Annotated in this window: 12 protein-coding genes and 1 pseudogene; 11 read left to right on the top strand and 2 right to left on the bottom strand. The window is 52.0% G+C overall.

Annotation, left to right across the window (positions count from 1 at the left end):
* Positions 1-197 precede the first annotated feature (197 nt).
* Positions 198-1,292 (top strand): divergent polysaccharide deacetylase family protein, encoded by a 1,095-nt coding sequence (locus AC0L73_RS01260; protein WP_227952166.1) that lies wholly within the window; start codon positions 198-200, stop codon positions 1,290-1,292.
* Between the two features lie 5 nt (positions 1,293-1,297).
* Here the strand turns inward: AC0L73_RS01260 and trpE are convergent, their stop codons facing one another.
* Positions 1,298-2,815 (bottom strand): anthranilate synthase component I, encoded by a 1,518-nt coding sequence (trpE, locus tag AC0L73_RS01255; RefSeq protein ID WP_473654685.1) that lies wholly within the window; start codon positions 2,813-2,815, stop codon positions 1,298-1,300.
* Between the two features lie 4 nt (positions 2,816-2,819).
* Positions 2,820-4,694 carry a SurA N-terminal domain-containing protein gene (locus tag AC0L73_RS01250; RefSeq protein WP_473654684.1) on the bottom strand — a complete coding sequence of 625 codons (1,875 nt, stop codon included), beginning with the start codon at positions 4,692-4,694 and terminating at the stop codon, positions 2,820-2,822.
* A gap of 218 nt (positions 4,695-4,912) precedes the next feature.
* On the opposite strand from AC0L73_RS01250, the gene tpiA reads away from it, so the two are divergent.
* The 10 genes and pseudogenes from tpiA to AC0L73_RS01200 all read left to right on the top strand — a co-directional run bounded on the left by tpiA (position 4,913) and on the right by AC0L73_RS01200 (position 14,417).
* Positions 4,913-5,668, top strand: coding sequence for a triose-phosphate isomerase (gene tpiA / locus AC0L73_RS01245; RefSeq protein WP_473654683.1), 756 nt, complete (start codon positions 4,913-4,915; stop codon positions 5,666-5,668).
* 110 nt (positions 5,669-5,778) lie between these two features.
* Positions 5,779-6,117, top strand: coding sequence for a preprotein translocase subunit SecG (gene secG, locus AC0L73_RS01240; protein ID WP_227952162.1), 339 nt, complete (start codon positions 5,779-5,781; stop codon positions 6,115-6,117).
* An 89-nt stretch (positions 6,118-6,206) separates the two neighbouring features.
* Positions 6,207-7,838 (top strand): CTP synthase, encoded by a 1,632-nt coding sequence (locus AC0L73_RS01235; RefSeq protein ID WP_227952161.1) that lies wholly within the window; start codon positions 6,207-6,209, stop codon positions 7,836-7,838.
* Between the two features lie 2 nt (positions 7,839-7,840).
* Positions 7,841-8,675, top strand: a pseudogene (gene kdsA, locus AC0L73_RS01230) (3-deoxy-8-phosphooctulonate synthase).
* 18 nt (positions 8,676-8,693) lie between these two features.
* A complete protein-coding gene (eno, locus tag AC0L73_RS01225; protein WP_227952159.1) occupies positions 8,694-9,971 on the top strand; it encodes a phosphopyruvate hydratase in 1,278 nt (425 codons plus the stop codon).
* A gap of 8 nt (positions 9,972-9,979) precedes the next feature.
* Positions 9,980-10,612: a class I SAM-dependent methyltransferase gene (locus AC0L73_RS01220; protein ID WP_227952158.1), complete on the top strand. Its 633-nt coding sequence runs from the start codon at positions 9,980-9,982 to the stop codon at positions 10,610-10,612.
* A gap of 127 nt (positions 10,613-10,739) precedes the next feature.
* Complete coding sequence (locus AC0L73_RS01215) at positions 10,740-11,237, top strand: lysozyme (protein ID WP_473654682.1); 498 nt, start codon at positions 10,740-10,742, stop codon at positions 11,235-11,237.
* A gap of 115 nt (positions 11,238-11,352) precedes the next feature.
* Positions 11,353-11,664, top strand: coding sequence for an FtsB family cell division protein (locus tag AC0L73_RS01210; RefSeq protein WP_227952156.1), 312 nt, complete (start codon positions 11,353-11,355; stop codon positions 11,662-11,664).
* 287 nt (positions 11,665-11,951) lie between these two features.
* Complete coding sequence (pdhA, locus tag AC0L73_RS01205; protein WP_227952155.1) at positions 11,952-12,995, top strand: pyruvate dehydrogenase (acetyl-transferring) E1 component subunit alpha; 1,044 nt, start codon at positions 11,952-11,954, stop codon at positions 12,993-12,995.
* 30 nt (positions 12,996-13,025) lie between these two features.
* Positions 13,026-14,417 (top strand): pyruvate dehydrogenase complex E1 component subunit beta, encoded by a 1,392-nt coding sequence (locus AC0L73_RS01200; RefSeq protein WP_227952154.1) that lies wholly within the window; start codon positions 13,026-13,028, stop codon positions 14,415-14,417.
* Positions 14,418-14,425: the final 8 nt, after the last annotated feature.

Below are 14,425 nucleotides of genomic sequence, written 5' to 3'. Positions count from 1 at the left end.
ATTTTGTCGACAAGGAGGGGAGACTTCAAGGCCCCAATTAGCAGTTTCTCTTTTTTTAAACAAAATCAAGAGTACAAATACCCTCGCCCACGCGGTGGGCCGACATCTTTATGCCTTGTTTACCATATTGAAATAGAATTATCATAGGTAAGTTGCTGTTGAGTAACCCGTAGTGTTTGACGAGGGGATTATTTTAAATGCCATCCCGACAAAAGGGGAAAAAGAAACCGGAGGGGCAATCTCGGGTGGATCGATTGACGGCATCACCGATCCGCGTGGTTGTTCTTTGCGCGGCTGTCCTCATGATCAGCGCGAGCGGGGGCATTTTAATTGGCAAGATATTTGAACCCTTCGAAAGTGCGCCGGAAATTCGGTCGGTAAGTGCTCTTGCTATACCGACAGCAGCGGTTGAACCTGCTGCACGTCCTGATCCGCTCGTGCCGCAAAGCCCATTTACCTATAACGATTACCCAGTCACGATACCGGAAACGGCATCGGTTGAGTCTGTGATAGAGGTTGTATCTGAGCCAGTTTCTTTAGCGACACAGGCGGACGGTCTTCGTGACGAAATGCCGGCGTGGAAGCGCTATGCAGCCTTGACGCCGCCCCTTCAGGGAAGGCCGTTGATCGCTATTGTCATCGATGATGTCGGACTTAGTCACCGGCGGGTTGTGGCACTCAATGATCTGCCTGCGCTTTTGACGATGGCGTTTTTGCCTTACGCGCCTGGCCTTCAGGGTAAGGTGGAATTGGCGCGCCAGAATGGCAATGAAATTATGCTGCATTTGCCGATGGAGCCAACAGATCATCATGTTGACCCTGGCCCGGATGCCTTAGTGACGGGCTTATCAAGGGAAGAACTCAAGGCACGGACCATACGCAATCTTGATAGTTTTAAAGGTTATGTCGGCGTTAATAACCATATGGGCAGCCGCTTTACCGCGGACGGAGAGGCGATGGCCATCGTGATGGATATTATGGCGGCAAGGGGACTCCTGTTCCTTGATTCCAAGACAACATCCGCCTCAACCGGATATCGCCTTGCCGTTGAGCGTGGCATGCCATCGGCCAAGCGGGACATCTTTATAGATCACGTCATTGATGAAAAAGCGATCCTGAAACAGCTCGCCGAGGTGGAGGCAACTGCCGAACGGGCAGGCGTGGCTATTGCCATCGGCCATCCGCATCCGGCGACCATTCGGGTCCTTCAAAAATGGCTGCCTGAAGCCAAGAAAAAAGGTTTCCTGTTTGTGCCGATCAGCGCGGTGACAGCCCTGACCTTCAAAGGTTAGCTTGACTAGCGGTTGCGGCCTGTATCGGAGGCATAGCGAACGGCTTCCTGTGCCGCCCGGACGAGGGCCTTGGCCTTGTTGACCGTCTCTTGATATTCTGCGTCGGGGTCGCTGTCTGCAACAACACCGCCGCCCGCCTGAATATAGACTTTGTTGTCTTTTACAAGTGCGGTCCGAAGCGCAATGCAGGTATCCATGGAGCCATTCGCAGAAATATAGCCCACAGCGCCACCATAGATGCCGCGGCGGCTCTTTTCTAGCTCATCAATGATTTCCATCGCACGCACTTTCGGTGCCCCCGAAACAGTGCCTGCCGGAAACCCGGCCTTCAATGCGTCGATGGCTGTTAGTCCGTCTGCTATATCGCCTTCCACGTTGGAGACGATATGCATCACATGAGAGTAATTCTCGATTTCCATTTTCTCGGTGACGGTGACAGAGCCAATCTTGGCGACCCGGCCAACATCGTTCCGCCCAAGATCGAGCAGCATCAAATGCTCCGCCAGTTCTTTCGGATCGGAAAGAAGATCTTCTGCAAGCGCGGCATCCTCGGCAGCCGTTGCGCCGCGTGGGCGGGTGCCGGCGATTGGGCGTATTGTGACCTTATTATCGCGCAGCCGAACCAGAATTTCCGGGCTGGAACCCACGATCGAGAACTCCCCGAAGTTCAGGTAGAACATAAAGGGGGACGGGTTGGTACGTCTGAGCGCCCGGTATAGAGCTAGCGAAGGCAACTCGAACGGCAGTTCAAAGCGTTGCGATGGCACGACCTGAAAGATATCACCAGCGCGGACATATTCCTTCGCCTTTTCGACCATCGAATAATACTCGGTAACCGAAGTATTTGATGTCGGTTCCGGCAGGTCAATCTGTCCCGCATCAAGGGAGGCTGAATGAGGCAAGCTTCGCTCAAAGTCATGGACTGCATCCGCAATGCGTTCTGCAGCATGATTATAGGCATCCTGCGCCGATCGGTTACCATCTGTCCAGACGGGAGTCACGATGGTCACCAGATCTAGGATGCTGTCGAAAATGGCCATAACCGTCGGCCGGATGAACATCCCTTCGGGAATATGCAGCTCATCTGGATTGCCGTCCGGAATTTTCTCCATAAGGCGAACAGTGTCATAGGACATATAGCCCACCAGACCAGCCGCCATTGGCGGGAGATTTTCGGGAAGGTCAATATGGCTTTCATCGATCAGGGATTGCAAGCTATCCAGCACATTGCCGTCACAGGCAACAAACGCATCCGGATCGAAGCGAGCCATGCGATTGATACGCGCCTCATTCCCGTCACAGCGCCAGATGAGGTCCGGCTTCAGGCCAATAATAGAATAACGGCCGCGAACAGCACCTCCCTCGACGGATTCCAGAAGGAAGGAGTTCGCCTGTCCTTCCGCGAGTTTCATCATCGCGGAGACGGGGGTTTCCAGATCGGCGACCAGTGTCGTCCACAAGATCTGTGACTGGCCGGTTTCATGTTTCTTTTTGAAATCGGCAAAGCTTGGCTGAATGGACATAGTGTTAGAAATATTCCTTGATCAGCTCTTCCTTGACGGAAATGCCGATATCTTTTTGAAGGTAATTTTCATATTCCGCAAGGATACCGGCCCGAATACTAGCCGTAATCTGCTCCGACATCTGTGCGAAAGCATCCTGATCTTTGGCCGGGTCAGCCGGAATAATATCTGCAACGCCATAAAGAAGGGTGCCATTTCCCGTTTGATTGACATTCACGCCATAGGCGCCGGGCTGCAGGTCGAACAGACCATCCCGTGCAACGGGGGATAGGTCTCCGGCTGCTCCGCTTCTAAGAACGGCAGATGATGTTTGCACAGTAAGGCCAAGATCCGTGGCAATTTTCTCAAGATCCTCACCGGCATTTGCCTTAACCAGAAGTGCCTCGGCTTTTTTACGCGCTTCTTCATGGCGCCAGTTGTCTTGCCAGTCCTGTGTTACTTGTTCCTTTACATCGGCCAAAGGTTTGACAGCGGCAGGGTCTACCTGATCGACAACAACAGCATAATATCCGCCATCTGCCGTCTCGCTCATTTCTGCCTCTTCGCCAGTCTGTCGGGCAAAAGCTTCGCTCAAAAAGCCGGGCACTGTCGGCAGTCCGTCGACAGGATTGCCTGTCTTGTCGTTGCCGCTGGCATCAATCCAATCTGTTGTTACGACAGTAAGACCGAGGGTCTGGCCTGCCTCACGCAAATTTGCGCCACCGGCAAATTCATCTTCAAGCTTGGTCGCTTCTGTATAAAGAAGTTCCTGCGCTTTGTTTTGCAGTATGTCCTTCTTGAGCTGATCTTTTACCGCATCGAAATTCTGTTCCTCACCGGGTACGATATCTTCGACCTTGGCGAGATGCCATCCGAGTATCGTTTTAATCGGTTCCGTTACACCGCCCTTTTCAAGACTAAAAACCGGCCCTTGCAATTCAGGGAGGAGGTCTGTTGCGGACATCATGCCCAAGTCTATATCTGCGGGCGTTAGTTGCAGGTCTGACATGGCGATCTCCGCAAAGTCCGCGCCGTCGGTGATTTTCTTGCTTGCGGCTGAGGCTTTTTCTTCGCTTTCGAAGATCATCTGAACTACCGCGCGTGTTTCCGGCGTGTCAAACTCACTTTTTCTGGCTTCATACTCGGCTTTAAGATCCTCTTCAGAGATGTCCGTTTCGGCAGCGAGTGTTTCAGCTGTCAGCAGGATATAGCTGATTTTACGATATTCAGGCGCGGAGTAGTTCTCCGGGTTTTCCTTAATCAGGGCCTCAAGTTCCTCATCTGATGGAGCAGGGGCGAAACCAATGCTGCTATCGAGGATGTCAATATACTTCGCCGTCCGTTTCTCTGCGAGATAGGCATAGAAAGTGTCGACAAGTACGGTCGGCGCTTTGGTGACACCTTGGGATAGCGTGCCGAAAAGCTGGTTCCCGGTAATGTCATTACGAACAATCTCGATATATTCACCTTCGCTGTAGCCATTACGGGCAAGAAACTGTTCGAACATGAAGCGGTCGAACTGCCCAGACTGGTTTTGGAAGGTCGGCTGGCTCTGGATCATTTTACGCACGGCTTCGTCATCGGCACTGAGTCCAAGCGCTTTCGTCTTTTCATCTATCAGTGCGCGGGAGGCAATCTGGTTGACGGTCATCTGGGCCAGACCGAACTGCTGCGCCTGTTCCTGCGTCAGCTGCGTATTAAAGCGCGCCGAGAGAAGATTGAGATTGCGCTGATAGTCACGCTGGAATTCTCCAAGAGAGACAGACGTGTCACCGACCTCGATCACGTTGCTGCCCACGGAACTGGTCAGCATATCACCGCCAATCCCCCAAACGCCGAAACTCGCGACCAGAAGAAGTAACAAACCTTTTGCGAGCCATCCGCTGGCTCCTTTTCGCATCGCGTGAAGCATATTAATTGTCTACCAGTAACCTGTTAGTTTAAAATTCGCCAGCCAATCCAATGTCGCCCGGTTTAAGCGCGCCAGATTATAGGTACAGGGCAGGGCGGGGCAACATGGAAATTTGCAAAGCGGTATCTTTCTCGCTTAAAAAATGGCATATGAACCTGAATTTACAATATCTGTCCTAATTTATATGACGTTTCTGAGGGAAATAGATGTCAAATCAAAGACGCCCGCTGATTGCCGGGAACTGGAAAATGAACGGTCTTGCTTCGGCGGCGAGTGAATTAAAAGAATTGGTGGCGCACGCCGAAAAGCATGCTGCGCCTAAATGCGATATCCTGATCCGCCCGCCGGCAACTCTTTTGCGGGAGATGGCCGCCGTTGCAGGGAATAGTGCCGTTGAGATTGGCGGACAGGACTGTCACGCGAATGAAAGCGGCGCCCACACAGGGGATATTTCGGCGGAAATGCTGAAAGACGCGGGTGCAAGCTATTGCATCGTTGGGCATTCAGAGCGTCGGGCGGACCATAATGAGACGAATGCCGTTGTGAAGGCAAAGGCCGAAGCCGCGCATCGGGGCGGCTTGATTGCGATTGTCTGTGTCGGCGAGACATTGGCGGAACGTGAAGCGGATAAAACCCTTGATGTGATAAGTGATCAGGTCAAAAACTCCCTTCCTGAGGGAGCAACAGCCGCGAATACCGTGATCGCCTATGAGCCCGTCTGGGCGATCGGGACGGGAAAGACACCAACCCCGGATGATGTCGCGGTGGTTCATGCCCATATTCGTAAAGAACTGGACGCATTGATGAATGATTCGGATCAGGTGCGTGTTCTTTATGGTGGTTCGGTTAAGGGCAGTAACGCCGAAGAACTGATGGCAGTTGAGAATGTGGATGGCGCGCTGGTCGGCGGGGCGAGTTTGAAGGCGGCTGATTTCTGGCCGATTGTTGCTACATCAATTTGATTAAAAGCGCGGGAAAGTTACTAGCCATAAAGTGAACTTTGGTGTAGAAGCCCTGCAATTGTTGAATAACGGGGCGGCAATGGCCGCCTGAAAAGCTGGAATTGAAGAGAATGGAAACTGTCCTTCTGGTCATTCATATTATGATCGCGGTCTTTCTGATTGTGGTTGTGCTGTTGCAACGTTCCGAAGGGGGCGCGCTTGGTATCGGCGGCGGCGGTGGCGGCGGCGCAATGTCAAGTCGTGGCGCGGCAAACCTGCTTACCCGGACAACAGCAGGATTGGCGGGCGCCTTTATGCTGACGAGTGTTCTTCTCGCAATTATCAGCGGTACGCATTCTGAACCAACGTCCATTCTGGATACCCCCGCGACGACGACGGGCGCTCCGGAAAGTGGCGCGCCAGCTGTGCCCGAAAAACCAGCGGAGCCAACGGCTCCGGTCTCGGAATAATCGGACCTTTCAAAAAATATTACCGAGGCGGCGTAATTGCCGCCTCTTTTACTTTCCGTTGATCACAGAATTGGTTATAACGTAACTCCATGGCTCGGTTTATTTTCATTACCGGTGGTGTGGTTTCCTCGCTTGGCAAAGGTCTCGCCGGGGCGGCTTTGGCTTCCCTCCTGCAGGCGCGCGGCTATAAGGTCCGCCTCCGGAAACTGGATCCCTATATCAACGTCGATCCCGGCACGATGAATCCTTACGAACATGGCGAATGCTATGTAACCGATGACGGGGCAGAAACTGACCTCGACCTCGGGCATTATGAACGCTTTACCGGCGTTCCCTCCAAGCAGACAGATAACGTCACCACGGGACGGATTTACCAGACAGTAATCCGTAAAGAACGTCGCGGGGATTATCTCGGCGGTACGGTGCAGGTAATTCCGCATATTACCAACGCCATCAAGGAATTCGCCACGGCCAATCTGGATGATGAGGATTTCGTCCTTGTCGAAATTGGCGGCACCGTTGGTGATATTGAAGGACTGCCGTTTCTGGAAGCCATTCGCCAGCTTGGGTATGAGCTTGGCAATAATGCCGTCTTTATTCATCTGACATTGGTGCCCTATATCGCAGCGGCAGGCGAGTTGAAGACCAAACCGACGCAGCATTCGGTGAAAGAACTTCGTTCTATCGGTATTCAGCCGGATATCCTGCTCTGCCGGAGCGAAAAACCTATTCCGAAAGGACAGCGCCGCAAAATCGGCCTTTTCTGCAATGTGCCGGAAGAGGCGGTTATTCAGGCGCTGGATGTTCGCACAATTTATGAGGTACCACTCAGCTACCATAAGGAAGGCTTTGACGAGCAAGTCCTGAAAGCCTTCGGGATTACGGACATATCGAAGCCGGATCTTTCCAAATGGGAAAATATTGTCGACCGGGTGCTTCATCCGGAAGGCGAAGTGAATGTGACGGTGGTCGGCAAATATATCGAGCTTCAGGACGCCTATAAGTCGCTGACGGAATCGCTAATCCACGGCGGGATCGCCAACCGGGTGCGGGTCAAGATTAACTGGCTGGAATCAGAGCAGTTTGAAAAAGATGATGCCTCTCCGGCAAATCTTCTAGGCGATGCGGATGCCATCCTCGTTCCCGGCGGATTCGGGGAGCGCGGTGCCGAAGGCAAGATCAAGGCCGTTCAGTACGCCCGGACACAGAAAATTCCCTATTTCGGTATTTGTTTTGGCATGCAGATGGCAGTTATTGAAGGCTGTCGCAGTCTTGCGGGGTTGCCGAACGCGGGCACGTCTGAATTTGGCGAGTATGACCCCAAAGTCGTCGGGCTGATGACCGAATGGACACGCGGCAATATGACAGAAGTCCGGAGTGAAGACAGCGATCTTGGTGGTACAATGCGTCTCGGTTCTTACCCGTGTGATCTTGTCGCGGGAACCAAGGTGAACGAAATATACGGGACAGATCATGTCGATGAGCGTCATCGTCATCGGTATGAAGTGAATATTGCCTATAAAGAGGTTTTGGAGAAGGTCGGCTATAAATTCTCAGGCCTTTCTCCGGACGGGGAACTGCCGGAAATTGTCGAAATTACGGATCACCCCTGGTTTATTGGCGTTCAGTTCCATCCTGAGTTAAAATCGAAGCCCTTTGCACCGCACCCTCTTTTTGAAAGCTTTATCACGGCGGCGGTCAAGAAATCACGATTGGTATAGACATGACTGAAACTCATCACGTCCAGATTGGCAATATCATTGTTGGTAATGATTTACCCTTCGCGCTGATTGCGGGGCCGTGCCAGATGGAAAGCATGATCCATGCGATGGATATGGCAGGGCGCCTGCATGAGATGACTCAGAAACTCGGCATTGGGCTTGTCTATAAAACCTCCTTCGATAAAGCGAACCGGACATCGCACACGGCAGAGCGAGGGCTCGGCCTGGAAGGCGCGATCCCGGTGTTTGAGCTTATCCGGAGTGAGTTCGGCATTCCCGTTCTGACTGACGTGCATCTGCCGGAACATTGCGCTGCCTTGGGCGATGCAGTGGATGTGTTGCAGATACCGGCATTCCTTTGTCGTCAGACGGATCTTCTGGTTGCTGCGGCGAAGACCGGCAAGGTCGTCAATGTGAAGAAGGGTCAGTTTCTCGCGCCATGGGACATGAAGAACGTTGCCAACAAACTGATCAGTGCAGGCAATAACCGTGTCCTGCTGACTGAACGCGGCGCGAGTTTTGGCTATAACACGTTGGTTTCCGATATGCGGAGCCTCGCCATCATGGCGGAGCAGACGGGTCAACCGATTGTCTTCGATGCCACCCATTCCGTGCAACAGCCAGTGCGGGCAGGGCACAACATCGGGCGGTCAGCGCGAATTCGTACCTGTCCTCGCACGTGCTGCTGTTGCTGTTGGCGTGGCCATGGTCTTTATGGAAACGCATCAGGACCCTGATAACGCCCCCTCTGATGGACCGAACATGGTGCCCATCGATGAGATGGAGGCATTGCTCGCCACTTTACAAAAATTCGATAATCTCGCGAAAAACCTCTAGAAACAGGAACCAAGTCGTATGAGTGCAATTCTTGATATAACCGGCCGTGAAATTCTGGATAGTCGGGGCAACCCCACGGTTGAGGTAGATGTTATTCTGGAAAGCGGCGCGTTTGGCCGCGCGGCAGTCCCTTCCGGCGCCTCAACTGGAGCGCATGAAGCCGTAGAGTTGCGCGACGGCGATAAGTCGCGTTATGGTGGCAAGGGCGTCCTTAAAGCTGTTGATGCGGTTAATGGTGAGATTTTTGATATTCTCTCCGGTCGCGATGCAGATGATCAGATTGCACTCGACCGGGCGATGATCGCGCTCGATGGCACTGAAAACAAAGCCCGTCTCGGCGCAAACGCCATCCTCGGTGTCAGTCTCGCGCTTGCCCGCGCTGCAGCGGAAGACTGTGGCCTCCCGCTCTATCGCTATGTCGGTGGCGCGTCTGCTCGCACTCTGCCGGTCCCGATGATGAACATCATCAATGGCGGAGAACATGCGGACAACCCAATCGATATTCAAGAATTCATGATTATGCCTGTTTCCGCCGATACGTGTGCGGATGCCATTCGCATGGGATCGGAAGTCTTCCAGACGCTGAAGAAAGAACTTTCCAAGGCCGGGCATAACACTAATGTTGGCGATGAAGGCGGCTTCGCGCCAAATATCGCCAGCACGCGCGATGCCATTGATTTTATTATGAAATCCATTGAAGGTGCGGGCTATAAGCCAGGCGAGGATATTTATCTTGCGCTCGATGCGGCCTCGACAGAGTTCTTCAAGGACGGCAAATATCACCTCAAGGGCGAAAATAAGATTCTCGCGCCTGAGGAAATGGCAGACTATTACGCTGCGCTTGTCGGTGATTACCCGATCATCTCAATTGAAGACGGCATGAGCGAAGACGACTGGGCCGGTTGGAAATCGCTGACAGACAAAATCGGTGATAAAGTACAGCTTGTCGGCGACGATCTTTTCGTCACCAATCCGAAACGACTAGCGGATGGGATCGCGCAAGGTGTTGCAAATTCCATCCTTGTGAAGGTGAACCAGATTGGCTCTCTCACTGAGACGCTGGAGGCGGTTGAAATGGCGCATAAGGCGCGCTACACGGCCGTCATGTCGCACCGTTCTGGTGAGACCGAGGATTCCACCATCGCAGACCTAGCCGTTGCCACCAACTGCGGCCAGATCAAGACCGGGAGCCTGTCTCGCTCTGATCGGTTGGCAAAATACAATCAGTTGATCCGGATTGAGCAGGAGTTGGGTGATGCGGCTGAATATGCGGGCCGTAGCATACTGAAAGCCTAAAGCCTGTCGTGACAGTATCGCTTTCGGATATTGCGAAAACGACGCAAGATGTCTATGAGCGCAACGCCGTCCGTTTCGATGCAGAGCGCTCCAAATCCCTGTTTGAGAGGAGCTGGCTTGATCGGTTCCTCTCCCTTATCCCTGATCACAGTCATGTCCTTGATGCAGGTTGCGGGTCGGGCGATCCTATCGCAAGTTACATTATTGGACGCGAGTATGCGGTTACAGGCGTAGATGCCTCTGCCGCCATGCTGCAGTTAGCCCGCGAAAGATTTCCAGATGGTGACTGGCGGCAAATGGATATGCGTGCCCTTGATCTGTCAGAGCAATTTCACGGCATTCTTGGTTGGGACAGTTTCTTCCACCTGATGCAGGCGGAGCAGAGATCAGTTCTCCCGAAATTTGCCGCCCATCTTGTCCCTTCCGGTGTCCTTATGCTGACGGTGGGGCCTGGGGATGGTGAAGTAACCGGGCGGGTCGGGGAAGATACCGTCTATCATGCCAGCCTCTCTCTCGATGAGTATAGGTCAATTCTTGCGACTAACGGGATGGACGTTATCGACTTCGTGACCGAGGATCGCGATTGTGCAGGCCGTACAATTCTGCTTGCGCAGAAACAGGCGAACCAATCTGATAGTTGATTGAGATTGAGGGTCATATAGGCATAGGCGTGACTCTGAGGGCTTTTGCCATATAATTCACTTTAAGATTGAAATATAAATCTTAAATAATATTTATAGGAGTGTAATTATTGGTAGGAGATCAACCGTGGTGTATCAGCTATCCGATAAAGGATCGGAATTTATCAAGCAATTTGAAGGCATAAGGCTCAAGGCCTATGACGATGGGACAGGGGTGATGACGATTGGGTATGGCCATACAGGGGACGTCAAGGTCGGGGAGACAATCAGTCAAACAGAGGCCAACAGCCATTTTAATGAAGATGTTAAATGGGCGGTCGATACGGTCAATAGCTCCGTGCAGGTAAAGTTACAGCAAAATCAGGTCGATGCACTTGTCTCTTTCACCTATAACGTAGGGATGGGCGCTTTTAAATCCTCGACACTATTGAAGAAGCTGAATGCAGGCGATTATAAGTCCGTTCCCTCCGAGCTTAACAAATGGATTTATGCGGGCAAGAAAAAGGGTATGGTCGCTCGATTTGCCCACTGGGCGCACCTGAGCAACGGCAAAGAAATATCGCCCGTTCTTAAGGCGCGACGGGAGAAAGAGGGCGGTCTTTTCAAGAACGGGACCTATTCCTGACGTGGAGGTAAATAAATCAACAGTTTTCGGACCATTAGCGGATTATTTGCAACTAATTTATCCACAAAGTAACTTTACGGTTGACCTCGACTCTCGTATTTGATTCACTCCGTAAATGATTATTAGCCTTGAGATAAAAAAGCGTGCAAAAGCCGGAGCGGGACCCATTCTTGGGATTCTGGCGGTTGCCTATTTTAGCTACCACCTGATTGAAGGTGATCGTGGCTTGTTTGCCTATCTTAAGCTTCAGCATGAAATAGACCGGGCCGAGGCCGTTTACCAGCTTACGGAAAATGAAAAGCAAGCGCTTGAAAAACGGGTGGCCCTGTTGCGCCGTGAGAATCTTGACAAGGACATGCTGGAAGAGCGTAGTCGATACGTTTTGGGTTTGGCTCATCCGGATGAAATCGTCATCTATATGAAATAGTCAGGCATTAGACTGATTATAAAAATTGTATCCTGTTGATCATCTTATTTTTGCATTTCTTGCGTAAAACTGAATAAAATAGTGATATTTCTTTTTGGTGTAAAAAATTTACCGATTTTCAGTTAATTTTTAAAATATTCCAAAACATTATGTTTATTAACCAATTTAAAGTTAATCAATAAATTATACTTGTTTGTTAAGGTTTGGTCGGTCACATTCTGACTTAACCACAACGCGCACCGAATGCGACAGGGAAGCTTCGGTTGCCTCTTCTAATGGGAGATATCATGGCACGTCAAACCGCCAGCCGAGCAAAAAACTCTTCGTCGAATGCCAAGAAACCGGCACGGAGCGCCGGCAAGGCCACCCCGAAATTTACAAAAGAGCAAATTCAGAAATTTTATCATGACATGCTGCTGATCCGCCGGTTTGAGGAAAAGGCCGGCCAGATTTACGGCATGGGCCTGATTGGCGGTTTTTGCCATCTTTATATCGGGCAGGAGGCCGTGGTTGTTGGCATGAAGTCAGCGATTACAGACGATGATGCAGTAATTACCTCTTATCGTGATCACGGTCATATGCTGGCCTGCGGGATGGACCCAAAGGGCGTGATGGCGGAACTCACCGGGCGCGAGGGCGGCTATTCCAAGGGGAAGGGCGGCTCTATGCATATGTTCTCGAAAGAGGCAAACTTCTATGGCGGACACGGGATTGTCGGCGCGTGTGTTCCGCTCGGTACTGGCCTGGCCTTCAGCCAGAAATACCAAGATAGCAAAGACATCACCCTTTGCTATATGGGAGATGGCACGGTCAATCAGGGGCAGGTTTATGAAAGCTTCAACATGGCGGAACTCTGGGGCCTACCGGTTGTTTATGTCATTGAAAATAATGAATATGCCATGGGTACATCGGTCAAGCGATCTTCTGCTCAGACGGAGCTTTTTAGACGGGGTGAAAGCTTTAATGTGCCGGGTGAACAGGTTGATGGCATGGATGTTTTTGCTGTTGCCGCGGCTGGCAAAAAGGCGGTGGACTGGGTCCGTTCGGGAAAGGGACCGTATATTCTTGAAATGAAGACCTACCGTTATCGCGGTCATTCGATGTCGGATCCGGCGAAGTATCGTTCGAAAGAGGAGGTCAACAAGAAACGCGCTGAGCATGACCCGATTGATCACCTGCGCCAAACCATGCTGGATGATAAAATCAATACGGAGGACGAGCTCAAGGAAATTGACCGCAAGATAAAGGCTATCATCGCCGATGCGGTTGAATTCGCCCAGAACAGTCCGGAGCCACAACCGGAAGAGCTTTATACGGATGTTTTGGCCTGAGTGCCGACCAGCTTGAGAAGGACTAGATAAATGCCAACAGAAATTTTAATGCCGGCGCTCTCGCCGACGATGACGGAAGGCAAACTGGCTCGCTGGATGGTGAAAGAAGGCGATACGGTCAACTCCGGTGATGTCCTTGCGGAAATTGAAACCGACAAGGCAACGATGGAAGTCGAGGCTGTCGATGAAGGAAAAATCGGGAAAATCCTGATTGAGGGCGATACCGAGAATGTCGCGGTAAATACACCGATTGCGGTTCTCCTTGAAGAGGGGGAAGATGCCAGCGATCTTGATGGTTTTTCTGCGTCATCTGCTCCCGCAGCTGCACCGGAGACGTCGGACGATACTCCTGCCAAGGAAGAACCTGCGCCACGTGTCAGTGTCTCTGAAACTCCCGATGCCTATGACGCCAGTGGCGAAATCCCCGAAGGCACGGAAATGGTCAAGATGACCGTCCGTGAGGCGCTCCGCGATGCCATGGCAGAGGAAATGCGAGGCGATGAGCGTGTTTTCGTCATGGGTGAGGAAGTTGCCGAATATCAGGGGGCCTATAAGGTGACACAGGGGTTGCTGGATGAGTTCGGCGCGCGCCGGGTGATCGATACCCCCATTACGGAGCATGGCTTTGCCGGTGTCGGTGTTGGCGCAGCTTTTCACGGACTTCGACCGATTGTTGAGTTCATGACCTTTAACTTCGCCATGCAAGCGATTGACCAAATTGTTAATTCAGCGGCGAAAACGCGATATATGTCCGGCGGACAGATGGAAAGTCCGATCGTTTTCCGGGGACCGAACGGCGCGGCGTCCCGCGTCGCGGCCCAGCATTCACAGTGTTACGCCTCCTGGTATTCCCATGTCCCGGGGTTGATCGTGATTGCGCCCCATACAGCGGCAGATGCGAAGGGGCTGTTGAAAGCGGCTATCCGCAATCCAAATCCGGTCATCTTCCTTGAAAATGAAATACTCTATGGTCAGAGTTTCGAGGTGCCTGTCCTTGATGATTTTGTTTTGCCGATTGGCAAAGCGAAAATTGAGCGGTCTGGTGACGATGTGACCATCGTCTCCTTCGGAATGGGGATGCGCTATGCGCTTGAAGCGGCAGAAAAACTTGCGGAAGAGGGTATTTCCGCCGAAGTGATTGACCTTCGAACGATCCGCCCGATGGATATGGAGACTGTTCTGGCCTCTGTCCGTAAAACGAACCGCTGCGTCACCGTCGAAGAAGGCTGGCCACAAAGCGGTGTTGGAGCCGAAATTACTGCGCAGATCATGCATCACGCGTTTGATTATCTTGATGCACCGGTGCTCCGGGTTTCAGGCAAGGACGTGCCGATGCCCTATGCGGCCAATCTTGAAAAACTGGCACTGCCCCATACCGATGAAGTTGTGGCGGTGGCTAAATCTGTCTGTTATCGCGATTAAGGAGGGCG

The organism is Sneathiella sp. D3-11, from assembly GCF_055809395.1.
Note: the sequence above shows the minus strand (reverse complement) of the source record. Positions and strands in the feature narration are given on the sequence as shown.

Coding starts and splice junctions, on each gene's coding strand:
- pdhA (WP_227952155.1), top strand. CDS start 11,952: ATGGCACGTCAAACCGCCAGCCGAGCAAAAAACTCTTCGTCGAATGCC.
- AC0L73_RS01250 (WP_473654684.1), bottom strand. CDS start 4,694: ATGCGAAAAGGAGCCAGCGGATGGCTCGCAAAAGGTTTGTTACTTCTT.
- tpiA (WP_473654683.1), top strand. CDS start 4,913: ATGTCAAATCAAAGACGCCCGCTGATTGCCGGGAACTGGAAAATGAAC.
- AC0L73_RS01260 (WP_227952166.1), top strand. CDS start 198: ATGCCATCCCGACAAAAGGGGAAAAAGAAACCGGAGGGGCAATCTCGG.
- secG (WP_227952162.1), top strand. CDS start 5,779: ATGGAAACTGTCCTTCTGGTCATTCATATTATGATCGCGGTCTTTCTG.
- trpE (WP_473654685.1), bottom strand. CDS start 2,815: ATGTCCATTCAGCCAAGCTTTGCCGATTTCAAAAAGAAACATGAAACC.
- eno (WP_227952159.1), top strand. CDS start 8,694: ATGAGTGCAATTCTTGATATAACCGGCCGTGAAATTCTGGATAGTCGG.
- AC0L73_RS01210 (WP_227952156.1), top strand. CDS start 11,353: ATGATTATTAGCCTTGAGATAAAAAAGCGTGCAAAAGCCGGAGCGGGA.
- AC0L73_RS01235 (WP_227952161.1), top strand. CDS start 6,207: ATGGCTCGGTTTATTTTCATTACCGGTGGTGTGGTTTCCTCGCTTGGC.
- AC0L73_RS01200 (WP_227952154.1), top strand. CDS start 13,026: ATGCCAACAGAAATTTTAATGCCGGCGCTCTCGCCGACGATGACGGAA.